Origin of the sequence: Rhizobium sp. 18065 (assembly GCF_902706095.1) — a bacterium.
GTDB lineage: Bacteria > Pseudomonadota > Alphaproteobacteria > Rhizobiales > Rhizobiaceae > Allorhizobium.
Window position 1 is genome coordinate 268,356 of record NZ_CACSJP010000002.1, and the last position, 24,049, is coordinate 292,404.

22 protein-coding genes and 1 pseudogene are annotated in these 24,049 nt (G+C 59.9%); 10 read left to right on the forward strand and 13 right to left on the reverse strand.

The features are described from left to right. Window positions 1-71: 71 nt before the first annotated feature. From GVK95_RS07135 to GVK95_RS07145, 3 genes are all read left to right on the forward strand, one after another. Window positions 72-311, forward strand: a complete 240-nt coding sequence (locus GVK95_RS07135; RefSeq protein WP_159947991.1) for a hypothetical protein — start codon at window positions 72-74, stop codon at window positions 309-311. 125 nt (window positions 312-436) lie between these two features. Next, window positions 437-772, forward strand: a complete 336-nt coding sequence (grxD, locus tag GVK95_RS07140) for a Grx4 family monothiol glutaredoxin (protein WP_007606093.1) — start codon at window positions 437-439, stop codon at window positions 770-772. Window positions 773-900: 128 nt separating this feature from the next. Next, on the forward strand, window positions 901-2,106 hold the full coding sequence (locus GVK95_RS07145) for a multidrug effflux MFS transporter (RefSeq protein ID WP_159948593.1): 1,206 nt from the start codon (window positions 901-903) through the stop codon (window positions 2,104-2,106). Window positions 2,107-2,154: 48 nt separating this feature from the next. On the opposite strand, the gene GVK95_RS07150 is transcribed toward GVK95_RS07145, so the two are convergent. The 4 genes from GVK95_RS07150 to rpsD form a co-directional block, all read right to left on the reverse strand. Then, on the reverse strand, window positions 2,155-2,976 hold the full coding sequence (locus tag GVK95_RS07150) for an inositol monophosphatase family protein (RefSeq protein ID WP_159947993.1): 822 nt from the start codon (window positions 2,974-2,976) through the stop codon (window positions 2,155-2,157). Between the two features lies 1 nt (window position 2,977). Next, window positions 2,978-3,865, reverse strand: a complete 888-nt coding sequence (ttcA, locus tag GVK95_RS07155) for a tRNA 2-thiocytidine(32) synthetase TtcA (RefSeq protein ID WP_159947995.1) — start codon at window positions 3,863-3,865, stop codon at window positions 2,978-2,980. 69 nt (window positions 3,866-3,934) lie between these two features. After that, window positions 3,935-4,861, reverse strand: coding sequence for a glutaminase (locus GVK95_RS07160; RefSeq protein ID WP_159948594.1), 927 nt, complete (start codon window positions 4,859-4,861; stop codon window positions 3,935-3,937). Window positions 4,862-4,973: 112 nt separating this feature from the next. Continuing rightward, window positions 4,974-5,591, reverse strand: a complete 618-nt coding sequence (gene rpsD / locus GVK95_RS07165) for a 30S ribosomal protein S4 (RefSeq protein ID WP_159947997.1) — start codon at window positions 5,589-5,591, stop codon at window positions 4,974-4,976. A gap of 338 nt (window positions 5,592-5,929) precedes the next feature. Between rpsD and GVK95_RS07170 the strand changes: the two genes are divergently transcribed. The 3 genes from GVK95_RS07170 to pepT all read left to right on the forward strand — a co-directional run bounded on the left by GVK95_RS07170 (window position 5,930) and on the right by pepT (window position 9,185). Beyond that, window positions 5,930-6,952, forward strand: coding sequence for a TerC family protein (locus GVK95_RS07170; protein ID WP_159948601.1), 1,023 nt, complete (start codon window positions 5,930-5,932; stop codon window positions 6,950-6,952). Between the two features lie 205 nt (window positions 6,953-7,157). Then, on the forward strand, window positions 7,158-7,922 hold the full coding sequence (locus GVK95_RS07175) for a D-alanyl-D-alanine carboxypeptidase family protein (RefSeq protein ID WP_244618702.1): 765 nt from the start codon (window positions 7,158-7,160) through the stop codon (window positions 7,920-7,922). Window positions 7,923-7,946: 24 nt separating this feature from the next. After that, entirely contained in the window at window positions 7,947-9,185 is a 1,239-nt protein-coding gene (pepT, locus tag GVK95_RS07180; protein ID WP_159948001.1) for a peptidase T, read from the forward strand. 41 nt (window positions 9,186-9,226) lie between these two features. Here pepT and GVK95_RS07185 read toward each other — a convergent pair whose 3' ends face one another. The 6 genes from GVK95_RS07185 to GVK95_RS07210 all read right to left on the reverse strand — a co-directional run bounded on the left by GVK95_RS07185 (window position 9,227) and on the right by GVK95_RS07210 (window position 15,403). Next, complete coding sequence (locus tag GVK95_RS07185; protein WP_200844233.1) at window positions 9,227-10,756, reverse strand: ATP-binding protein; 1,530 nt, start codon at window positions 10,754-10,756, stop codon at window positions 9,227-9,229. 278 nt (window positions 10,757-11,034) lie between these two features. Further along, window positions 11,035-11,271 carry a DUF1127 domain-containing protein gene (locus GVK95_RS07190; protein ID WP_159948005.1) on the reverse strand — a complete coding sequence of 79 codons (237 nt, stop codon included), beginning with the start codon at window positions 11,269-11,271 and terminating at the stop codon, window positions 11,035-11,037. A 448-nt stretch (window positions 11,272-11,719) separates the two neighbouring features. Further along, window positions 11,720-13,006: a hemolysin family protein gene (locus GVK95_RS07195; RefSeq protein WP_159948007.1), complete on the reverse strand. Its 1,287-nt coding sequence runs from the start codon at window positions 13,004-13,006 to the stop codon at window positions 11,720-11,722. An 84-nt stretch (window positions 13,007-13,090) separates the two neighbouring features. Continuing rightward, window positions 13,091-13,924, reverse strand: coding sequence for a glutamate racemase (gene murI / locus GVK95_RS07200; RefSeq protein ID WP_159948009.1), 834 nt, complete (start codon window positions 13,922-13,924; stop codon window positions 13,091-13,093). Then, on the reverse strand, window positions 13,902-14,741 hold the full coding sequence (locus GVK95_RS07205) for an RNA methyltransferase (protein ID WP_159948011.1): 840 nt from the start codon (window positions 14,739-14,741) through the stop codon (window positions 13,902-13,904). Before GVK95_RS07205 ends, murI begins: the two co-directional genes overlap by 23 nt. A 137-nt stretch (window positions 14,742-14,878) precedes the next feature. Then, window positions 14,879-15,403 carry a hypothetical protein gene (locus tag GVK95_RS07210; protein ID WP_159948013.1) on the reverse strand — a complete coding sequence of 175 codons (525 nt, stop codon included), beginning with the start codon at window positions 15,401-15,403 and terminating at the stop codon, window positions 14,879-14,881. Between the two features lie 224 nt (window positions 15,404-15,627). Between GVK95_RS07210 and GVK95_RS07215 the strand changes: the two genes are divergently transcribed. Both GVK95_RS07215 and GVK95_RS07220 read left to right on the forward strand, forming a co-directional pair. After that, on the forward strand, window positions 15,628-16,842 hold the full coding sequence (locus GVK95_RS07215) for an NADP-dependent isocitrate dehydrogenase (RefSeq protein WP_159948015.1): 1,215 nt from the start codon (window positions 15,628-15,630) through the stop codon (window positions 16,840-16,842). A gap of 155 nt (window positions 16,843-16,997) precedes the next feature. Beyond that, window positions 16,998-17,624: a glutathione S-transferase family protein gene (locus tag GVK95_RS07220; RefSeq protein ID WP_159948017.1), complete on the forward strand. Its 627-nt coding sequence runs from the start codon at window positions 16,998-17,000 to the stop codon at window positions 17,622-17,624. 15 nt (window positions 17,625-17,639) lie between these two features. Here the strand turns inward: GVK95_RS07220 and GVK95_RS07225 are convergent. The 3 genes and pseudogenes from GVK95_RS07225 to recA all read right to left on the reverse strand — a co-directional run. Next, a pseudogene (locus tag GVK95_RS07225) lies at window positions 17,640-17,945 on the reverse strand (GyrI-like domain-containing protein); the annotation flags it as partial. A gap of 46 nt (window positions 17,946-17,991) precedes the next feature. Then, complete coding sequence (alaS, locus tag GVK95_RS07230; protein WP_159948019.1) at window positions 17,992-20,652, reverse strand: alanine--tRNA ligase; 2,661 nt, start codon at window positions 20,650-20,652, stop codon at window positions 17,992-17,994. A gap of 156 nt (window positions 20,653-20,808) precedes the next feature. Beyond that, entirely contained in the window at window positions 20,809-21,894 is a 1,086-nt protein-coding gene (recA, locus tag GVK95_RS07235; RefSeq protein WP_159948021.1) for a recombinase RecA, read from the reverse strand. A 241-nt stretch (window positions 21,895-22,135) separates the two neighbouring features. On the opposite strand from recA, the gene GVK95_RS07240 reads away from it, so the two are divergent. Next, a complete protein-coding gene (locus tag GVK95_RS07240; protein WP_159948023.1) occupies window positions 22,136-23,080 on the forward strand; it encodes a carbohydrate kinase family protein in 945 nt (314 codons plus the stop codon). Window positions 23,081-23,105: 25 nt separating this feature from the next. Beyond that, entirely contained in the window at window positions 23,106-24,032 is a 927-nt protein-coding gene (locus GVK95_RS07245; protein WP_159948025.1) for a pseudouridine-5'-phosphate glycosidase, read from the forward strand. Window positions 24,033-24,049 lie beyond the last annotated feature (17 nt).

Genomic DNA, 24,049 nt, shown 5'->3' on the forward strand with positions numbered 1-24,049 from the left:
GAGTGGAGGTCGAAAAAGCCCCGAATCCGGGCAATCGCCGAACGCAAGCGTACAAAGCGGAGACAGAACCGATGGCCAGTCTGGTCAATGAGATGGTAAGCAACGTCGTCGAAAGCGTCCTCAAGGAAATACTGAAGAAGGCGACGGGCAAGGGAACGACCCGTCGACGCAAGCGCCAGGCCCGTTCCGCCACCAGCGGCCGTTTCGTCAAGAAGACCACGCGCAGCAAGGCAAAGACCTCAAAACCCGCACGCAAGCAGGTCAGTCGCCGTCGCAGTTCTTCCAACCGCAGCAGTCAACGCGCGCGTTGATCGGCTTCAAGCTGTTTTCAGTAAAATGTTGTAGTGCATAACTCTGGCAAAATCGCATTCTGCTTGCTATCTAGAGCAACGGATACAAACAGCGGACCTTGAATCCGCGCGTGAAAGGAACACCCATGAGCGGCATCAACGATTTGATCGACAACGAAGTGAAGAGCAACCCAGTCGTTCTCTTCATGAAGGGCACCCCGCAGTTTCCGCAGTGTGGTTTCTCCGGCCAAGTCGTGCAGATCCTCGACTATCTGGGCGTCGACTACAAGGGCGTCAACGTGCTTGCCGACCAGGAGATCCGCCAGGGTATCAAGGATTACTCCAACTGGCCGACGATCCCGCAGCTCTACATCAAGGGCGAATTCGTCGGCGGCTGCGACATCATCCGTGAAATGTTCCAGGCCGGCGAACTGCAGAAGCATTTTGAAGACCAGGGCATTGCCGTTCGCGGCGCCGCCTGATCCACTCACCGCAAGACAAGCCATACTCTTCGGTTGACAAGGCGTTGCCCCGGCAACGCCTTGCTGCCGTTTTAAGGTAATTTTTCATGTCAGATTCATTACAATCGGCGCCCAAGGCTCTTGGGGCAATGGGCCGAATAGAATTCATCGCGATGATGGCATTCCTAATGGCGCTGAATGCGCTGGCCATCGACATCATGCTACCCGGCCTGCAGGAAATCGGCGCCTCCCTCAATGTCGACAATGAAAACCATCGGCAATACGTGGTCTCCGCCTATCTGATCGGCTTCGGCGTCGCCCAACTGTTCTACGGCCCGATCGCCGACCGTTTCGGTCGCCGGACCCCGATGATCATCGGGCTTGCGATCTATGTCATCTCCTCGCTGGCTGTCGTTCTGGTACCGTCATTCGGCATGCTGCTGCTGCTGCGCTTCATCCAGGGCATCGGCTCTGCCGCCACCCGCGTCATCACCATTTCGATCGTCCGCGACGTCTACGGCGGTCGCCGCATGGCGGAAGTGATGTCGCTGATCATGATGGTCTTCATGGTGATCCCGGTTGTCGCTCCAGGTACAGGCCAAGTGATCATGCTCTTCGGGCACTGGCACTGGATCTTCGTCTTCATGGCCGCGATCGCGGTCATCGTCGGAACCTGGATGTATGTGCGCCTGCCGGAAACCCTGGCGGCCGAAGATGTCCGCCCGTTCACCGCACGCGTGATCTTCGATGGTTTCCGCATCGTTCTGACCAATCGTGTCGCACTCTGCTACACGATCGCCAGCACCTTCATCTTCGGCGCTCTGTTCGGCTTCATCAACTCGGCGCAGCAGATCTATGTCGGCATCTACGGCCTCGGCGTCTGGTTCCCGGTCGCCTTTGCCGGCGTTGCGCTCTTCATGGCACTGTCCTCCTTCGTCAACGCCAAGCTGGTTGGCCGCTTCGGCATGCGCAAGCTCTCGCATGCATCGCTGCTCGGCTTCATCGCCATCAACCTGATCTGGCTCATCGTGCAAGTGCTTGGACCGCAACCCATGCCGTTTGCGCTGTTCATCACATTCTTTGCGTTGGCGATGTTCCAGTTCGGCTGGATCGGCTCGAATTTTAACTCGCTGGCGATGGAACCGCTTGGCCATGTTGCCGGCACGGCATCGTCGGTGCTCGGCTTCATGGGCACGGTGGGCGGATCGCTCATCGGTGCGGCCATCGGCCAGGCCTATGACGGCACTGCATTGCCGATGGTGGCGGGCTACTTCGTCGTTTCGATCATCGGCCTGATCTTTGTCCTGATCGGCGAAAAGGGACGACTGTTCCACGCTCATAACCAGCCGGTCTGAGCGGACATCACATGCAGAAAAGGCCCGGGAGACCGGGCCTTTTTTTCGTTAGACGGTAAAGATCTTTTCGCGCAGTTCCTGCCACGTGTCCTCGTCGGCTGCGACCAACAGTCCGCCATCCGTATGATGCGGCAGATAGGCCGATCCGTCGAAGCGCGCAACATGGCCACCGGCCTCCTGCATCAACAGCGCACCGGCCAGATGATCCCAGGGCATCAGCTTGTTGTACATGGCAAAGTCCATGTGCCCCTGGGCCAGCAGGCGGTACTCATGCGCGGCACACCGGTAGCTGGTGAACAGTCGGACATCGGCCAGATTGACCAGAAGCTTCCGGCGCGTCTCGATGTCGAAATAGCCGGTATTGGCAATGCCGATCATCTGCTCGAGCGGTTGCGACGGCCGCATGAACATCTGTTCCTGCGAGCCGTCCGGCTTGCACATCCAGCTGCCCGAGCCCTTCTCGACGATCGCCCAGTCATTGCCGATCGGGTCATAGATCAGACCCGCGACGGTCTCGCCCTTGCTGACGACGGACAGCATCACGCCGAACAGTGCGAGACCCGAGGCAAAGTTGAACGTGCCGTCGATCGGGTCGACAACGACCGCAAGGTCGGCGCCCGCAAGCCTGCCCAGCAGTGCCGGGTCGGCGGCAACCGCTTCTTCGCCGATGAACAGTGCATCCGGCATGATTTCGGCGACACCATCGCGGATCAGCCGCTCGGCAGCTTCATCCGCCTCGGTGACCAGATCGATCGCCTCGCTCTTCATCCGCACATCGCCCTCGCCGAGATTGCGAAAACGCGGCAGGATCTCGCGCACCGCAGCCTCCTGCAAGAGATTGGCAAGTGCTGCGATATCAATGTCGGCCATGTCAGCTGTCCTCGGATGTCTGAAGTGCGGAAAAGTCGAAAAGCTTGGGGTCGAGCAGATGCGAGGCGTCGACATGCCCGAGTGCGCGCAGCATCGCGTCCTTGCGGCCCGGCATCCTTTGTTCGATGCCGGCCAGCATGTCCTTCATCGCATTGCGCTGCAGACCGTCCTGCGAGCCGCAGAGATCGCAAGGAATGATCGGGAATTCCATCGCCTGGGCAAAGCGCGCCATGTCATCCTCGGCAGCATAGGCAAGCGGTCGCATCACGAAGAGGTCCTTCTCGTCGTTGAGCAGCTTGGCCGGCATGGCAGACAGTCGCCCGCCATGGAAGAAATTCATGAAGAAGGTTTCGAGAATGTCTTCCCGGTGATGGCCGAGCACCAGCGCGTCGCAGCCCTCCTCGCGGGCGATCCGGTAGAGATTACCGCGACGCAGCCGCGAACAGAGAGAACAATAGGTGCCGCCAGACGGCACCTTTTCCTTCACGATCGAATAGGTGTCGCGATATTCGATCCGGTGTTCAATCCCGATTGCCGTCAGATATTCCGGCAGGATATGCTTGGGAAAGTTCGGCTGCCCCTGATCGAGATTGCAGGCAATCAGCTCGACCGGCAGCAGGCCGCGCCATTTCAGGTCGAGCAGGATCGCCAGCAGACCATAGCTGTCCTTGCCGCCGGACAGGCCGACCAGCCAGCGCTTCTGGCCTTTCAGCATGTCGAAATCGGTGATCGCCTGGCGAACCTGGCGAATCAGCCGCTTGCGCAGCTTGTTGAACGACACCGACTGCGGCGCCTTGGCGAAGATCGGATGGATGCCGGCGAGGTCGAGTTCGTCCTCTGCGGGGGCGGCATCGGCGCCAAATGTATCGGCGGGCAAGGAAATGTTCATCTCGGGCTCCCTCGGGCGCTGGGGCCGCGTGGCATGACGTGTGTGCAATGCCCCTTTAAGCCGGCAAGATCAAGTGCCGAAGACAGACCAGCCCGTCTTCGTCGCCAGCATTTCCAGCGCAACGGAGCCGAGCGCCGAATTGCCGACCTTGTTGAGCCCCGGCGACCAGACAGCGATGGAGGCCTTGCCCGGCGCAACCGCCAGGATACCGCCGCCGACACCGGACTTGCCCGGCAGGCCGACATGGAAAGCAAAGTCGCCGGATCCGTCATAGTGGCCGCACATCATCATCAGGGCGTTGATACGACGGGCCCGCTTGGGCGAAACGACCGAAAACCCGGTCAGCGGATTGGTGCCGCGATGGGCGAGATAGAGGCCTGCATGGGAGAGCTGCACACAGCTCAACGCCAGTGCGCACTGGTGGAAATAGACGCCAAGCACGTGTTCGACCGGATGGTGCAGATTGCCGAAGCCGCGCATGAAATTGGCCAGCGCGAAATTCCGGTAACCGGTTTTCTGCTCCGACTGGGCCACTTTCTCGTCGATCGACAGCGTCTCATCATCAGCGACGTAGCGCATGAAACGCAAATATTCGCCGATCGCCTCGCGCGGCGCATGACCGGCAAGAACCATGTCGGCGACAACGATCGCACCGGCATTGATGAACGGATTACGCGGAATGCCATGCTCGTGTTCGAGCTGGACGATCGAGTTGAACGCAGATCCGGATGGCTCGCGGCCTACTCGGTTCCACACACCCTCGCCTGCCTTGCCGAGCGCCAGCGTCAGCATGAAGACCTTGGAGATGCTCTGGATGGAAAACGAGGTTTCGGCATCGCCGGCCTTGTAGGTCTGCCCCTCGACCGTAGTGATCGCAATGCCGAACTGCTTGGGGTCGATCCGCGCCAGTTCTGGAATGTAGTCGGCCACCTTGCCCTCGCCCAGCCGGGGCTCAAGCTCGCGCACGATGTCGTCAACGATCGCCTGCAGGTCCATGTCCACCCTCTCGCTCGGAAGCGCTGGCACAATATTCATTGTCCACCGTCCCACTGCAAACAGAAAAAGCCGCCCCGAAGGACGGCTTTTCCAAAAATCCGAAACGCGTCGATTAACGCGAGTAGAATTCGACGACCAGCTGCGGTTCCATGATGACAGCGTAAGGAACGTCGGACAGGGTCGGGATACGGGCGAAGGTGGCAACCATCTTGTTGTGGTCGACTTCGATGTAATCCGGAACGTCACGCTCGGCGAGCTGGACCGATTCGAGAACGGTGACCAGCTGCTTCGACTTCTGACGAACTTCGATCACGTCGCCAGCCTTGCAGCGGTACGAGCCGATGTTGACCTTCACGCCGTTGACAGTGACGTGGCCGTGGTTGACGAACTGGCGGGCAGCAAACACGGTCGGTACGAACTTGGCGCGGTATACGATCGCGTCCAGACGCGATTCGAGCAGACCGATCAGGTTCTCCGACGTATCACCCTTGCGACGGTTGGCTTCGTCGTAGGTTGCGCGGAACTGCTTTTCGCGCAGGTCGCCGTAGTAGCCCTTGAGCTTCTGCTTGGCGCGGAGCTGGACACCGAAGTCCGAAAGCTTGCCCTTGCGACGCTGACCGTGCTGGCCGGGGCCGTATTCGCGGCGGTTTACCGGGGACTTCGGACGACCCCAGATGTTCTCGCCCATGCGGCGATCGATTTTGTACTTGGATGCAGCGCGCTTGCTCATCGCATTTCCTTCTCAACAGGTTAGACCGATTTGTTACCAAACCGGATCAAGGAAACACGCCCTCCTCTGAGTTCCGTTTTAGAAACTCTGACAGGCTTCTCACGTAAAGCGTACGGGGAAAACCACGGGACATGTCGTTAAACGACGGGCTCAAGGAACCCGAAGTTGAGGGGGCTATATGGGCGATGGCCGGAAATGTCAACATTGTGACTTGAAGTTTCCAAGACGCTCTCCCATTTGACCTTCACGCAGCCACCGGGCCCCTCTGACGTTGAGCGCCGGATTCTCGTGATGTCGGGGCTGCGATCAAAAACCTTTCCGGCAAAGGGATCCTCATGGTGGATTTTCTTTGGGTAGACTTTCTGGGCACACCTTCCTGGATGTGGCTTACTTTCGTTTCCCTCGTCGCCTTTCTACTCGCTCTCGACCTTGGTGTCATGCACAAGGAAAGCCGTGAAATCGGCATCAAGGAGAGTTTTCTTCTCTCAGGTTTCTACATGACCCTCGGCGTCGCCTTCGGCGGCTGGGTCTGGTTCCAGAGCGGCCAGCAGGCCGGTCTCGAATATCTGACCGGCTTTGTCGTCGAAAAGAGCCTGGCGATGGACAATATCTTCGTCATCGCGATGATCTTCGGCTATTTCTCCATTCCCCGCGCCTACCAGCACCGCGTCCTGCTCTGGGGCATTCTCGGTGTCATCGTCCTGCGTGGCGTGATGATCGCCGCAGGTGCGGCCATCGTCGAAAACTATGATTGGGTTCTCTACCTCTTCGCCGCCTTCCTGGTCATCACCGGCATCAAGATGCTGCTGACGGCCGAACAGGAACACGATGTCTCGAGCAATCCGGTCCTCAAATTCCTGCAGAAGCGACTTCCCGTCACCAACGGCCTGCGCGACGAGAAATTTCTCGTGCGTGAGGCAGACGAAAAGACCGGCAGGCTGAAGACCTACATCACGCCCCTCTTCCTGGCGCTGATCATGGTCGAACTGGCCGACGTCATCTTCGCCGTCGACTCGATCCCGGCGATCTTTGCGATCACCACCGATCCGTTCATCGTCTACACCTCGAACATCTTCGCGATCCTCGGCCTGCGTGCACTCTATTTTGCGCTTTCAGCCCTGATCCACCGCTTCGCCTATCTGAAATATGCGCTGTCGGTCGTGCTGATCTTCATCGGCTCGAAGATCTTCGTCGCCGATATGCTGGGCCTCGCCAAGATCCCGCCGGCCGTCTCGCTGTCGGTCACCATCGGCATCCTTGCCGTCGGCATCCTGGGGTCCCTGTGGGCAACGCGCGGCACAGACAAGGACGACACCAAGCAAGATGGCAAGGATGACGGCACCGCCGTCGCCGAGCAGTAAATTCGACCGGGGGCGGCCCTCAGGCCGCCCCCATCGCATCTCGCGCAGGCGTGTGCTTGAAAATCCCGTTTAAGACTGTTTGCAAAGCTGACAGCTTGGCCAATCTGGTCTAAAGCCAGTTCCAGTTACGGATTTAACGATCGTGTTCAGGACAGTCATGGCTTCTCGCAATTCTTCCCTTCTCTTCTCGGCCTTCCTCACCGTCATGGCAGCATTCGGGCCGTCATCGGCCGAAGCCGGTCGCGCCCATGTGATCCTCGACGCCAATACCGGACAGATTCTGGAAGCCGAAAACGCCGACGCGATCAACTATCCGGCGTCGCTGACCAAGATGATGACGCTCTACCTGACCTTCGAGGCCCTGCATCAGAAACGCTTCGGCTGGGATGACCGCCTGGTGATGTCGGAAAACGCCGAGAGCAAGGAACCCTATAAATTTGCAGTGGGTGCCGGCAACAAGATCACCGTGCGTGAAGCCGTCATGGGCATGATCGTATTGTCGACCAATGACGCGGCTGTCGCAGTGGCGGAAACGCTTGCCGGCTCCGAGCAGGCATTCGGCCAGATGATGACCGCCAAGGCCCGCGCGCTGGGCATGACCAGCACCGTCTTCACCAATCCGGCTGGCTTGCCGGACCCCAACCAGGTGACCACGGCCGCCGACATGGCGCGGCTTGGTCTGGCGCTGATGCGTGATTATCCGGAAGAGTACAAACTGTTTTCCACGACCCGCTTCACCTTTCGCAGCATGAAATTCCGCGGGCACAACAAGCTGCTTTCCACTTACCCGGGTGCAGACGGCATCAAGACCGGCTATACCAAGGCCTCGGGTTACAATCTCGTCAGTTCTGCCAGCAATGGCGGCCGCCGCGTCGTCGGTGTCGTCCTCGGCGGCGACAGTGCAGCCGAACGTGACGACCAGATGGCAGCCCTGTTCGACAAATATCTGGGCGCGCAGTCCGGACAATAACCTCTTCAGAGATCGGATAGCCCCATGACCGATACCGTCCTCGACCGCTTTCTTCGCTATGTGGTGATCGACACCCAGTCCGATGCCAAGTCGTCTGCCCAGCCATCGACGGAAAAGCAGAAGGATCTGGGGCGCGTGCTCGTACAGGAATTGCTGGCGCTTGGCTTGCCTGACGCCCACCTCGACGAACACGGCAATATTTATGCGACGATCCCGGCCAATACCGACAAGCCTGTACCGGTCATCTGCTTCTGCTCGCATATGGACACCGCCCCAGACTTTACCGGCACCAATGTCAGGCCGCAGATCGTCCGCAACTATCGCGGCGGCGACATCAGACTGACCGGCGACGCAGCCCAGGTCATCCGGGTCGAAAGCCATCCACAACTGAAGAAGCAGATCGGCAACGATATCGTCACGACTGACGGCACCACCCTCTTGGGCGCCGACGACAAGGCCGGCATTGCCGAGATCATGACGGCTGCAGAAACCTTGCTGGCCAATCCAGACATTAAGCACGGCACGATCAAGATCCTGTTCACCACTGACGAAGAGATCGGCCGCGGCGCCGACAAGGTGGATCTCGCCAAGCTCGGCGCCCGCTTTGCCTATACGCTCGACGGCAGCACGGTCGGCGAGATCGAGAACGAGACCTTCTCTGCCGACGGCGTCGAGATCGATATCACTGGCGTCGCCATGCATCCGGGCTATGCCAAGGGCAAGATGGAAAATGCCATCAAGATCGCCAGCGACATCGTGGCGCGCCTGCCCCGCGACCTAACGCCCGAGGCGACCGAGGGCAAGCAGGGCTTCATCCACCCGACGAATGTCAGCGGCGCGATGGAAAGCGCCCATATCGGATTGATCATCCGCGATTTCACCGACGAAGGATTGGTGGAAAAAGAACAACTGCTGGAAGACATCACCAAGGACGTGATGAAGACCTATCCGGGCTCCAGCTACACATTCAAGGTCAAGCAGCAGTACCGCAACATGAAGCAGGTGCTCGACCAGCATCCCGAGGTCGTCGACAATCTCGCCGAAGCTGTGCGGCGCATCGGACTGGAACCCAAGCTGCACAGCATCCGCGGCGGCACCGACGGCTCACGCCTGTCGTTCATGGGCCTGCCCTGCCCCAATATCTATACCGGCGGCCATGCCTATCACTCACCGCTTGAATGGGTCAGCGTCCAGGACATGGAAACGGCAGCGAATACCATTGTCGAACTGGCCAAGGTCTGGGAAGAGCGGACGGCGGCCTGATAGCCGAAACGGCAACGGGGCGCCCGGCCCCGTTCACGGCGTCACTCGGCGGCCGACTGCGTCGGCGCGTCTACATCAAGCAGGTTAGGATCGCCCGGCTGGGTCTCCGCTTCGAGATCCGGAAACGCGACGATACGCTTGCCGGAAAAATCCGTATGCACCACGACAAGCCCCTGCTCCTCGAAATAGCCGAGCAGACGCCGCGCCCGGCGGGACGAATGAGTGCCATAGGCCTTGGCGATCCGGTGATCGGAAGGGCATTCTTCCGACAGCAGAGCCGCCTTTGCCAGAAGCAGGAAGACACCCTGCAGGTCGTCCGAGACACGCACCGACAGATCGAGTGCCATCGCCCAACCGGCGCTGGCCGCCGTTTCCTCATCGACGCCGGAACGCGAGATCGCCACACGGCGACGAAACTCGCCCATCGGCATTGGTGGCCCCGACACCCGCCGCATCCGGGCCCGCACGAGAAACTCCTGGTAAAGCACACTGTCTGTGCGATAGGCAGCCTGCGGGTCACCGAGAATTTCCGCCAGAACGGCAGCCAGCCGCTCCTCGCGCTCCTCGGATGACATTTCTGCGCCGCGCGATGGCGCCCCCGGCTCGCTGCCGCCGACCGGTGACATGGCAGCCGGCGTCGAGCGTGACAGTTCAGCCAGGATATCGGTCGTTGGACGCGGCGCCGGTGGTGCACGGCGCACGATAGGCCGGGTGAATTCTTCCGGATCCGGCGTGAAGATCAGATCCTCGACATCCGGCAATGCGTCCGGCAGCGGCATCAGCTTCGGGCTGGACGAACGCGCCGATGTCTCCACGTCGCCAATCACGATCGGCAAGGGACGGCGCGACAACGCCGGGCCAAGCGCCACGAAATTGCCGCGCTGCAGATCGCGGAACATCTCGGCCTGACGACGGTCCATACCGAGTAGATCGGCAGCACGCGCCATGTCGATATCGAGAAATGTGCGGCCCATCAGGAAGTTAGACGCTTCCGCCGCCACGTTCTTCGCCAGCTTGGCAAGGCGCTGGGTGGCGATGACCCCGGCTAGCCCGCGTTTACGGCCACGGCACATCAGGTTCGTCATGGCGCCGAGCGACATCTTGCGCGCATCTTCCGAGACATCGCCGCCAACCGCCGGGGCAAACATCTGCGCCTCGTCGACCACGACCAGAACCGGAAACCAGAATTCGCGGTCTGCATCGAACATGCCGTTGAGGAAGGCAGCGGCGGCACGCATCTGCTGCTCGACATCGAGCCCCTCCAGCGTCAATACGCAGGACACCCGGTGCCGGCGGATGCGGTCGGCGATACCGGCAAGTTCGGCTTCGCTGCGCTCACCATCGACGACGACATGGCCGTACCGATCCGACAGCGTGACGAAGTCACCCTCGGGATCAATGATGACCTGCTGCACCCATTGGGCGGACTGTTCCAGCAGGCGACGCAGGAGATGCGACTTGCCCGAGCCGGAATTGCCCTGAACGAGCAGACGCGTAGCGAGAAGTTCCTCGATGTCGAGCTTCGCCGAAGCGCCGCCCGTCAGGGTTCCCATATCGATTCCGACCTGCACCAATGCCACCTCGTTAGCTCACGCGCTCGCCGCACGCCCGGATCGCCAGACGTCCCACAGATGCTTTAGCAAATATTTCACCAATCAGCGTCGCGAAACACGCCGCCATCAACAGGCAATTATGCCGCTTTGGCAGACAAAATTTCGCGGGCTCGACTCTTCTCCCCGCTTATGACCCATACTGATGCAGCTGCAGTATCGAATGCGAGCGGCAATCAACTCTCGGACTGAGCCAAAAGCTCCGGTGGGCAGGTCCACCGGAGCTTTTTCAGCGACCATCACAAACGGATGTCCCACAGGGAGAACCGCGAAGGTAGCCGCCAGTTTTCCTGAGCGTCAAGACCGATGTCCTGGCGCATGCGATCGGACAGGCCGTCAACCGAATTGGATTTCCGCCGCTGTGTCCATGCAACATGGATCAAGGTGCGGGCAGCCGCCCAGACGCCGAATTTCCGGCAGAGTTCATCGACCGTAGCCGTCAGGGTGTCAACAACTATAGATTGCTCTTTGTGCATAGCTTTTCCGTCCCGGCGCAGCGAAGCGAAGCGACCAGGTCCTCTAGATGAAAAAACACGGAGAGACGGACAAGCAAACGCAATTGCGCGCTGTCAGCCGATCACGTTAGTTTTGTTGAAAATGGCGCCAGACGCCGGAAATCCTGTACGGAAAAGACCGTTCAGGCGGTGGTTCGTGGCATAAAGGCGCAAATAGCCCCTGCGGTGAACACCGATCCGCCAGAGAGGCGCATATATACAGAATGAATAATCATTGACGCCTCCTGTTGCTTGAATTGCGGATGTGCAGAAGATTACACAAGAAAAAGCAATGGACAAGATCACAATTTCGGATTGTAAATTTTGCCGGATTTTAGTTGCCCAAAAGCAACACTCCGCAGACCGGTCCCGGTTGCGGAGCGTTGCTTCGGATCCAAATTCGAATCTTGTCTGGCTTTGCCCTTCGGCGTCAGTCCCCCGGCCCGACCGGTGACACCAGCAGCTTGTCGATCCGGCGTCCGTCGAGATCAATCACTTCGAAGCGCCAGTTGTTCTTGACGAAGCTCTCGCCAAGTTCCGGGATCCGCTTCATCTCTGCGATCACAAAGCCTGCAACAGTGGTATAATCCCGATCGGCATCGATCGGCACGCGGATGCGATCGATGAATTCATCAATCGGCGTCCAGCCGGCCACCAGATAGGAACCGTCCTCGCGCAGGACCAGCGAAGGCTCGCCCTCGTTGTCATCCTGGAATGCCCCGGTGATCGCCTCGAGAATGTCGCCGGAGGTGATGATACCTTCGAAATGACCGTATTCGTCATAGACCAGCACCATGTGCAACGAGGTCTTGCGCATCGCCTGAATGATATCGATCGCCCCGGCAAGATCCGACACGATCGGCACTTCGCTGACCAGTGTGCGGATGTCCACGGTTGTCCCAAGCGCGATGGCCTCATAGACCTTCTTGACGAACAATACGCCGATGATCTCGTCGGAATCGCCCGAACGAACCGGCAGGCGCGAATGCTGGCTGTCGCGCAGCGATTCCTTCAACTCGTCGAGCGTATCCTTCACATCGAGCATCTCGACGTCGCGGCGCGGTGTCATCAGACCGCGGGCAGTACGGTCTGCAAGGCGCATGACGCCCGAGATCATCGCTGATTCTTCCGATTCGATGACGCCGGCGCTATGCGCTTCGGCGAGAACCGTCTTGATTTCTTCATCCGTTACCGTGCCAGCCGATACACCCTGCTGGCCAAGCAGCGACAGGATCAGTTTGCCGGATCCATTCAGCAGCCACACAAGCGGAGCCGACACCTTTGACAGAACGAGCATCGACATGGCGACGCGCGCGGCAACCGCTTCCGGATTACGCAGCGCAATCTGCTTGGGAACAAGCTCGCCGACAATCAGCGACAGATAGGTGATCATCATGACGACGAAACCAACGCCGACAGCATCCGAAACACCGTTGGACACGCCCTGAACCTCAAGCCAGTCCGAAAGCCGAGCCCCGAGGGTAGCTCCAGAAAATGCGCCGGACAGGACGCCGACAAGGGTGATGCCGATCTGGACTGTCGAGAGAAAACGGCCCGGATCTTCCGCCAGCCGGATGGCAACAAGCGCACCGTGGTTTCCCAGTTCGCTCATTACCTTGAGACGTGCGGGTCGCGATGAGACTACGGCGAGTTCAGACATGGCCAACACGCCATTCAGCAGCGTCAGGAATACGACAATCGATATCTCGGTTAACAAGACTGCGAGCAAAGCTCCTCTACACCGGCTAAGCGTCCGGCAACGGCTCGACCTCTAGCACACCGACATACTGATCCAAAGGCTCTATCGGCAAAACCCGGCATGATCGGCGGATGCTATCGACAGTCCCATGCCCTGCATCAGCCTGCGGGTCGAAAAATTGGGGCACCCTGAGGTAAATACGGCAAAGTCGAACCCATCGGGATGCTCTGCCCCCTCGATCAGTGGGACCATGCGTCGCGCCTGTCGCGCAATCGCTTCGGCCGGATCCAGCCAGTCGACCGGCCATGGAGCAAGGCGGCGAAAGACATTGGCGAGGAACGGATAATGCGTGCAGGCAAGCACGACGATATCGGTCCGCCGTCCCTCCTTGTCGACAAAACACGGTGCGATTTCCGCAAGCACCTGCGCATCATCCAGCGTCTCGCCGCGAATATAGGCTTCCGCCATGCGCGCCAGGTTTTCCGAGCCGACCAGCCGGACATGGCACTGGCTGGCAAAAGACTGGATGAGATCACGGGTGTAGGCGCGCTTGACAGTGCCGGGGGTCGCCAGCACCGAAACAAGGCCGGAGCGCGTGCGCTCGGCTGCGGGCTTGACAGCCGGCACTGTCCCGATAAAGCGCATCGCGGGAAAGGCGGCGCGCAGATCGGCGCCAGCCAGCGTAAACGCCGTATTGCAGGCAACAATCACCGCTTCCGGATCATATGCGGCGAGCAGATCGCTGAACAGGGAAACTATACGCGCCTTGAGCGGCTCTTCCTCCCAGCCGCCATAGGGAAAACCGGCATCGTCGGCGACATAAATGAAGCCGCGCTCCGGCATCAACAGCCGAGCCTCGCGAAGAACTGTCAGGCCACCGATGCCGGAATCAAACACCAGAACCGGTTTCAGCTCACTCGTTGTCGCCGCTGTCATGCCGCTTGCTGCCCCTGGATAGCGCCGGATCTGGCGCGCCTGCTCCGCGTGGCCGGGACCGCTGGAACCGGTCGAGCGAAGAAATCACGCCACGCAAAACCTTGATCTCGGGCGAGGTAAACGCGCGCCGCGAGAGAACAGCACGAAGGTTGTCGATCATTCTCGGCTTTTTCGAGGTCGGATGGAAATAGTTGCGCGCATCGAGCGCCTCTTCCAGATGATCGAAAAGTCCGATGACCTCGTCCTTGGTCGCGGGCGCCTGCTCCACCGCGTCGAATGGCACAGCCTGAACGTCGTCCATGCTGGACTTCATCCATTCATAGGACATCAACAGCACAGCCTGCGCAATGTTCAGCGATGCGAAGGCGGGATTGACCGGAAAGGTGACGATTTCGTCGGCAAGCGCCACATCCTCATTCGACAGGCCGGATTTCTCCCTGCCGAACATGATGCCGGTCTTTTCGCCTGCGCTGAAGCGTCGACGCAATGTCGAGGCCGCCGTCACCGGCGATCGCACCGGCTTGAATCCATCGCGGAATCGGGCGGTTGTGGCATAGACGAAGTTGAGATCGGCCACAGCCTCTTCCAACGTCTCGAAGACGACGACGCCGTCGATCACATGGTCTGCCTTGGACGCTGCAGACCGCGCCTTGTCGCTTGGCCAGCCATCTCGCGGTTTGACCAGTCGCAATTCGGCCAGACCGAAATTGGCCATGGCGCGCGCCACCATGCCGATGTTCTCACCCAGTTGCGGCTCGACCAGGATGATCGCCGGTCCCTCGGCCAGAAGTACGCGTTCGCTGTTGGTCCCTGCCATATTCGCCCGTCTCAATCCATATTTGCGGCCTCACTGACACAAACTGGCGGAAAAATCAAAAGCTGCGGAAATGCAAGATGCCGGACATTGCCGCGTTGGCTAAATTCATCCTGTCGATGAGACTGAAGCGGTCGAGCCTACTGCCCGGCAATCGTTTTCAGTTCATCCTTGATCGATTGACCGGACTGACCGTTTTCGACCGGATAGATGTCATCGACCACCGCGTGTCCGTTCTCCTCCAGGACGTGGAAAATCAGCACCGTATCTTGCCTGTATGCCGGATCATCACCCATGCATTCGCGGTTGTTGAACAGGGCCGTCACCTGCCCGTCTCCATCGTCCTCGATGCGTATATTCTGGAACGGACAACCATCCTGGCCTCTGGCAATCGGATCGTAGTCGAAGGGAAAGCCTGTGGTTTCGCCTTCCGGTAGATCATAGGCCGGGTATTTCGAGGCTTCGCGGTAGATTCTGGCGAAATCCGCACTAAAAATGCGATCCAGGCGATCTTCGGAAAAGACTTCCTTCTCGTTTCCGAAGGCTTCCTCCGTCCAGTTGCTCGCGGTCGCCTCGATGATTTCACGGACCGGGGCGGTCACGTCAGCAGCCAGCGCACCGACGCTGGAGACAACAAGCATCGAGGCGGCAATCAGGATTTTCATGTCGGATTCCATAGGCAGATTGAATGTTGCGGCACTCTATAGCGGCGCTGCCAAAGCTCAATGTCGATAGACGAGCACATGAGACCTTTGTTGGTGTCAATTTGTGAATGAAATCGCGCTATCAGCCTGTGCCGGTGCTTTGCGTTCTCAACCGGGAATGCTATAGCCCAGCGAGCCGAACCAAGTGGGACGCTCGTCCCTATTCATTCCGAGCGAGGATATTCATGAGCAAGATCAAGGTAGCCAACCCGGTCGTCGATCTCGACGGCGATGAGATGACCCGTATCATCTGGCAGTTCATCAAAGAAAAGCTGATCCTGCCCTACCTCGACCTCGACATCGAGTATTACGACCTCTCGGTCGAGAACCGCGACGCGACCTCCGACCAGGTCACCGTGGACGCCGCCCATGCGATCAAGAAGCACGGCGTCGGCATCAAGTGCGCGACGATCACGCCCGACGAAGACCGAGTCAAGGAATTCAACCTCAAGCAGATGTGGAAGTCGCCGAACGGCACGATCCGCAACATCCTCGGCGGCGTGATCTTCCGCGAGCCGATCATCTGCAAGAACGTGCCCCGCCTCGTTCCCGGCTGGACCAAGCCGATCGTTGTTGGCCGTCACGCTTTCGGCGACCAGTACAAGGCAACCGACTTCAAGTTCCCCGGCAAGGGCAAGCTGACGATCAAGTTCGTTGGTGAAGACGGCCAGGTCATCGAGAAGGACGTTTTCGACGCTCCCGGCGCCGGCGTTGCGATGGCAATGTACAACCTCGACGAATCGATCCGCGAATTCGCCCGCGCTTCGATGATGTACGGCCTGATGCGCAAGTGGCCGGTCTATCTGTCGACCAAGAACACCATCCTCAAGGCCTATGACGGCCGCTTCAAGGATATCTTCGAAGAAGTCTACCAGGCTGAATTCAAGGCGAAGTTCGACGAAGTCGGCATTACCTACGAACACCGCCTGATCGACGACATGGTCGCGTCCGCTCTGAAGTGGTCCGGCGGTTACGTCTGGGCCTGCAAGAACTACGACGGTGACGTCCAGTCCGACACGGTTGCCCAGGGCTTCGGCTCGCTCGGCCTGATGACCTCGGTTCTGCTGTCGCCGGACGGCCGCACGGTCGAAGCCGAAGCTGCTCACGGCACCGTGACTCGTCACTACCGCCAGCATCAGAAGGGTCAGGAAACCTCGACCAACTCGATCGCTTCGATCTTCGCCTGGACACGTGGTCTCGCCCACCGCGCCAAGCTCGACGACAACGCCGATCTGGCCCGCTTCTCCAGCACGCTGGAAAAGGTTTGCGTCGACACCGTCGAAGCCGGCTACATGACCAAGGACCTGGCCCTGTTGATCGGTCCCGATCAGCCATGGCTCTCGACCACAGCCTTCCTCGACAAGGTCGATGAAAACCTGAAAAAGGCCATGGCAGCCTGATTGGCGCCTGAATGACGATTGAATGAACATTGAAAAGCCCGGCCTTGCGCCGGGCTTTTTATTTGGCCAAAGCGCCTTGCCGTAAACACATTGCTCTCCCCATACTGGACGTCTGCAAGCTGGAAAGCAGGCTGGAAACAGGGAGCAGAAGGTCTATGACCGACCTGACATTCTACACGAACCCGATGTCGCGCGGCCGCATTGCCCGCTGGATGCTTGAAGAAACCGGCGTTGCGTACACGACGGAGATCCTGACCTTCGAAAGCTCGATTATGTCACCGGACTATCGCGCGATCAATCCGATGGGCAAGGTCCCGGCCATCCGCCATGGCAAGACAATCGTCACCGAATGCGCGGCCATCTGCGCCTATCTCGCCGAAACATTTCCGGATGCGAAGCTTGCACCGAGGGCAGACGAGCGCGGCAGCTATTACCGCTGGCTGTTCTTTGCCGCCGGGCCGCTGGAAGCCTCTGTCACCAACCGCGCACTCGGTTTCGTCACGCCACCGGACAAGGGCCGCATGGCAGGCTACGGCAGCTATGCCGATGTCATGGACACGCTGGAAAAGGCCGTGAGCACCGAGACCTTTATCGCCGGAAACCGCTTCACCGCAGCCGATGTCTATGTCGGTTCCCACATCAGTTGGGGCCTCGGCTTTGGCACGATCGAAAAACGCCCGGCCTTTGTCGACTATCTCGCCCGCGTCACCGATCGCCCCGCCTACAAACGGGCAAAGGTGATCGACGACGAAGCTATGCAGGCGTTGCAGAAGACCGCCTGATACGTCACATGCGCATCAGACCAGCGGCATGTGGATCTCAGTCAGCAGTTCGGTCGGCGGAACATCGCGGGGATTGTTGAGATAGTCCTCGAACATCACGCTGTCGCGCAACTGCCGGCCGGACTGCGGCAGCCACTCGCCAAACAGCCATTGATAGGCCTTGTGCATATCGGCATACGGCCCCTTGTGGCGCAGCACGGCATAGTCGCCGCCATCGAGCAGCCGGCGCTGCAGCGGTGCCTCGACCGGCATCGTTCCGTCGTCGCTGATACAGGCAATCGAGCGCAAGCTCTCTGCCGGGACAATATCCGGATCGTCGAGAAGGCGGGGACCAGCCCCGCCTTTCAAGATTTCAAACGCTGTTGTCTCAGCCGGCCAGTGCCGCGGCCACGGCTTCCAGCGCCTCGTCGGCCTTGGACCCATCCGGACCACCGGCCTGCGCCATGTCCGGACGACCGCCTCCGCCCTTGCCACCGAGCGCGACAGAGGCAACACGAACCAGATCGACCGCGCTGAAACGTCCGACCAGATCCGCCGTCACGGCAACAACTGCACTCGCCTTGCCGTCTTCCGACACGCCGATCAGCGTAACCACGCCCGAACCGAGGCTGGCCTTGCCGTCATCGGCGAGACCCTTCAGGTCCTTCGGATCCACACCCGAAATCGCCTTGCCGAGGAACTTGATGCCGGCAACTTCGCGAACGGCTTCTTCAGAACCGCCCTGCCCGCCGCCCATGGCAAGCTTGCGCTTGGCATCGGCCAGTTCTTTTTCCAGCTTGCGGCGCTCGTCCATCAGCGCTTCGACACGCGACAGAACTTCGCCCGGCTGCACCTTCAGCGCACCGGCCAGAGCCTTCACGCGTTCATCCTGCTCGGCAAGATAGGCACGTGCCGTCTCACCTGTGACAGCTTCGATACGGCGCACGCCGGAACTGACGGCACTGTCGCCGAGAATGCGCACAAGACCGATATCACCGGTGGACGTCACATGCGTCCCGCCGCAGAGTTCGATTGAATAAGGCTTGCCGGTCTTGGCGCCATGCAGGCCCCGGCCCATGGCCACGACGCGCACTTCATCGCCATATTTCTCGCCGAACAACGCCATTGCGCCCTCGGCGCGGGCATCGTCGACGCTCATCAGACGTGTCGTCACCGGCGCGTTCTGCAGAATGATCTCGTTGGCCATATCCTCGACCACCTTGAGCTCTTCCGCCGACATCGGCTTGGCATGCGAAACGTCGAAGCGCAGGCGATCCGGTGTTACCAGCGAACCCTTCTGCGCCACATGATGGCCAAGCACTTCGCGCAGCGCCTCATGCAGCAGATGCGTCGCCGAATGGTTGGCGCGGATCTGCGAGCGGCGGGCATGATCGACGGTCATGGCAACAGCATCGCCAGCCTTGATCGTGCCCTCGACAACGGTGCCGATATGCACGAACAGGCCCTCGCCACGCTTCTGCGTGTCGGTGATCTCGATCTTGGCAGTGTCGGACGAGATGAGACCGGTATCGCCCATCTGGCCACCCGATTCACCGTAGAACGGCGTCTGGGTGACGACGATCTGAACCTTGTCGCCACTGGCCGCGCCGTCAACGGCTGCACCGTCCTTGACGATCGCCTGGACAACGCCTTCGGCAGTCTCGGTGTCATAGCCGAGGAATTCCGTCGCACCGTGCTTGTCGCGCAGCTCGAACCAGATTGTTTCCGTCGCCTTGTCGCCGGAGCCGGCCCAATGCGAGCGGGCTTCCGCCTTCTGGCGTTCCATCGCATCGGTGAAGCCGCTGAGATCGACGCTGATTTCGCGGGCGCGCAGAGCGTCCTGGGTCAGGTCGAGCGGGAAGCCGTAGGTATCGTAAAGCTTGAAGGCGGTTTCGCCATCGAGCATGTCGCCCTTGCCGAGCGTCGTGGTCGCATCCGACAGAAGCGACAGACCGCGCTTCAGCGTCGTGCGGAACCTGGTTTCCTCGAGCTTCAGCGTCTCGGTGATCAGCGCTTCGGCTCGCACCAGTTCCGGATAGGCGCGGCCCATCTGCTGGATCAGCGCCGGCAGCAGCTTCCACATCAAAGGTTCGCGGGCACCAAGCAATTCGGCATGGCGCATCGCGCGGCGCATGATGCGGCGCAGGACATAGCCGCGACCTTCGGCAGACGGCAGCACGCCGTCGGCGATCAGGAAGGCGGACGAGCGCAGATGGTCGGCGATGACCCGGTGGCTGGCGCGCTGATCACCCTCGGCCTTGACGCCGGTGGCCTCCTCGGAAGCAGCGATCAGCGCCCGGAACAGGTCAATGTCGTAATTGTCGTGCTTTCCCTGCAGCAGGGCGGCAACGCGCTCAAGGCCCATGCCGGTATCGATCGAGGGACGCGGCAGGTCGACGCGCTCTTCCTTGGTGATCTGCTCGTACTGCATGAAGACGAGGTTCCAGATCTCGATGAAACGATCGCCATCCTCTTCCGGCGAGCCGGGCGGTCCGCCCCAGATATGGTCGCCATGGTCGTAAAAGATCTCAGAACAGGGACCGCACGGACCGGTATCGCCCATCGCCCAGAAATTGTCGCTGGTCGGGATCCGGATGATCCGGTCGTCGGTCAGGCCGGCTATCTTCTTCCACAGGGCATGCGCCTCGTCATCGGTGTGATAGACCGTGACCAGAATCCGGTTCTTGTCGATGCCGAATTCCTTGGTGATCAGGTTCCAGGCCAGCTCGATGGCATTTTCCTTGAAATAGTCGCCAAAGGAGAAATTGCCGAGCATTTCGAAGAACGTATGGTGGCGGGCGGTATAGCCGACATTGTCCAGATCGTTATGCTTGCCACCGGCACGCACGCATTTCTGCGCAGTCACAGCGCGCGAATACGGGCGCTGTTCCAGGCCAGTGAAGACGTTCTTGAACTGCACCATGCCCGCATTGGTAAACATCAATGTCGGGTCGTTGCGCGGCACCAGCGGGCTGGAGGATACGACCTCGTGACCGTTCGTCTTGAAGTAGTCGAGAAAAGTCGACCGGATGTCGTTTACACCGCTCATGTCACGCCCTTCATTCAGGCCGGAACGCCGGCCAATTCGCAAAATCAATGGCTTTTATCGTCCGGCATGGTCGCTGTCCAGCCGCGCAATAGAAAACCGGCCACGCCTCTTTCGAAACATGGCCGGCTGGAATTCGAATCTAGGACAGCGTGAGACTTAATCCTCGGCGCTATCGCCATCATTGGCGTCGGGACCACCGTTCTGCAGGAACTTCTCCGCGATCAACCCGGCATTCTGCCGCAGCGCCAGCTCGATCTCCTGGGCCAGCGCCGGATTGTCGCGCAGGAACAGCTTGGCGTTTTCACGCCCCTGGCCGAGACGCTGGCTATTGTAGGAGAACCAGGCACCTGCTTTTTCGACAATGCCGGCCTTGACGCCGAGATCGACAAGCTCGCCGGTCTTCGAAACACCTTCGCCATACATGATGTCGAATTCGACCTGCTTGAACGGAGGCGCCATCTTGTTCTTGACGACCTTTACGCGCGTCTGGTTGCCGACAACCTCTTCGCGATCCTTGACCGCGCCGATACGGCGGATGTCCAGGCGCACAGAAGCGTAGAACTTCAGCGCGTTGCCGCCGGTGGTGGTTTCCGGCGAACCGAACATAACGCCGATCTTCATGCGGATCTGGTTGATGAAGATCACCATGGTCTTCGACTTGGAGATCGAGGCTGTCAGCTTGCGCAGCGCCTGGCTCATCAGACGCGCCTGCAGGCCCGGCAGGCTGTCACCCATCTCGCCTTCGATTTCGGCACGCGGCGTCAGCGCTGCAACCGAGTCGATAACCAGAACGTCGACAGCGCCGGAACGCACCAGCGTGTCGGTGATTTCGAGCGCCTGCTCGCCTGTATCTGGCTGCGAGATCAAAAGGTTCTGCAGATCGACACCGAGCTTGCGGGCATAGACCGGATCGAGTGCGTGCTCGGCGTCGACAAAGGCGCAGATACCGCCCTTCTTCTGCGCTTCGGCAATCGTCTGCAGCGCAAGCGTCGTCTTGCCCGAGCTTTCCGGGCCGTAAATTTCAATGATTCTGCCCTTTGGCAGACCGCCGATACCAAGCGCGATATCGAGGCTGAGCGATCCCGTCGAGACTGTCTCGACTTCGACCACGCTCTCGTTCGTGCCGAGCTTCATGATCGAGCCCTTGCCGAACGAACGTTCGATCTGCGAGAGCGCCGCTTCCAATGCCTTGCTTTTATCCACCGATTTGTCCTCTACCAACCGCAAAGAATTCTGTGCCATTTGATCCACCTTTAGGTTATTGAGGCCGCATAGGCAATGAAGCCGCCGATGGACTGTATGTACTTCGTTTGTTCTCATTTGACAAGCGCCATTCAAGTCATTGAGAAAAAACGGATTTTCACCCTAGGTTCGTTATCTGTTCCACAGTTTGGAAAAGCTTTTGCAAACAGTGTCTTACATTGCAAAATCGATGTTTTGATGTCCTTGCGATTCGTATCAGCCGCGTGAGAGAGTGCCGTGCATGAGCTTTGATATTCTGGCCATAGGTGGCGCCCATATCGACCGTCGCGGACGTCTGTTCGGCGAGACCAAGCCCGGCGCCAGCAATCCCGGACAATGGTTCGAGGAAGCGGGCGGCGGCGTGTTCAATGCCGCCTGCAACCTGTCCCGGCTCGGACACCGTGTCCGGCTTGTTGCGCCCCGCGGCGGCGACCCGGCCGGCCAGACTGTAGCGGATGCCGCAGAGCGTGCCGGTCTCGACGATTGCCCTGTCGTCTTTCTCGATCGCGCCACGCCGAGCTATACCGCCATCCTCGAGCGCGACGGCAATCTGGTAATCGCCCTCGCCGACATGGCGCTGTACGACCTGTTCAGCGCCCGCCGGCTGCGCGCCCGCTCCACCCGCGACAGCCTCGATCACGCCCGCCATGTTCTCTGCGACGCGAACCTGCCAAGGCTAACCATCACCGCCCTTGCCGAAGAGACCGCCCGGCGTGGCATAGGCCTATCGGCCATCGCCATATCCCCGGCAAAGGTCCTTCGTCTGAGGGACGCCCTGCCCGGCATCGGCCATCTTTTCCTCAATGTCGCCGAAGCCGAAAGCCTGACCGGGAAAACGGCAGACAGACCGGAAGACTGGCCAGCGCTTCTGCGTCTTGCCGGTGTTCGCGGCGGCAGCGTCACCAGCGGCGGACGCATCGCGATTGCCTTCGACGAGACATCCGCAGCCGCGATCGAACCAGCACCGGTGACCCAGATCGCAGACGTGACTGGTGCCGGCGATGCCTTTGCCGCCGGCTTTCTGAGAGCCCGGCTGGCTGGCGGCGATCTGTGCGAAGCGCTTCGCCAGGCGACGGCGGCGGCCGCGATTACGCTTGCCTCTATGCATGCAACCGAAGAAAACCTCACGCCCCAAAGGCTGGAAACACAGTTGGCTCTTGTCCCACGGGCCCGTTTCCTGCCATGACGGGCAAAACCATCTGGAAGCTCAAATGAACCGTTCCATCTCCCCTCTCCTGCCCATTGCCTATTCCAGCGAAGTCAGCGCCGCCAAGCAGCGCGGTGCGCCAATCGTGGCGCTGGAATCGACCATCATCACCCATGGCATGCCCTATCCGGGCAATCTCGACATGGCGAAGAGCGTCGAGACGATCATCCGCCAGCAGGGGGCAGTGCCCGCGACCATCGCCGTGATGAACGGCGTGCTGCATATCGGCCTTGAGCCTTCCCAACTGGAAGCGTTGGCGCAGATGAGCAATGTGATGAAGCTGTCGCGCGCCGATCTGGCCTTTGCGCTCGCCGAGCGCCGCAATGGCGCCACCACTGTCGCAGCAACCATGATCGCCGCCTATCGTTCCGGTATCCATGTGTTTGCAACGGGTGGCATCGGCGGCGTGCACCGTGGAGCGGAAGAAAGCTTTGACATTTCCGCCGACCTCGAAGAGCTTGCACGCACGGCAGTCATCGTGGTGTCTGCAGGTCCGAAGGCCATTCTCGATATTCCCAAGACCCTTGAAGTGCTTGAAACCCGCGGCGTGCCTGTTGTCACCTATGACAGCGAAGACTTCCCGGCTTTCTGGTCACGCAGTTCGGGCCTCAAGAGCGTGCTCAATCTGACGAGCCCGGCCGCGATCGCCAATTTCCAGAAGCTGCGCGAACAGCTCGGCATCGATGGCGGCATGCTGATCGCCAATCCCGTGCCGGAAGCAGACGAGATCCCGCGCGAGGAAATGGAAATCTACATCAGCCGTGCGCTGGCCAACGCCGAACGTGACGAGATTGCCGGAAAGCAGGTTACCCCTTATCTGCTCGACAATCTCTTCCACCTCACCGAAGGCCGCAGCCTCAAGACCAATATCGCGCTGGTTGAAAACAATGCGCGCCTGGCCGCGGAAATCGCCGTCGCAATGAACGGCTGATACAGGCGCCTGACCCT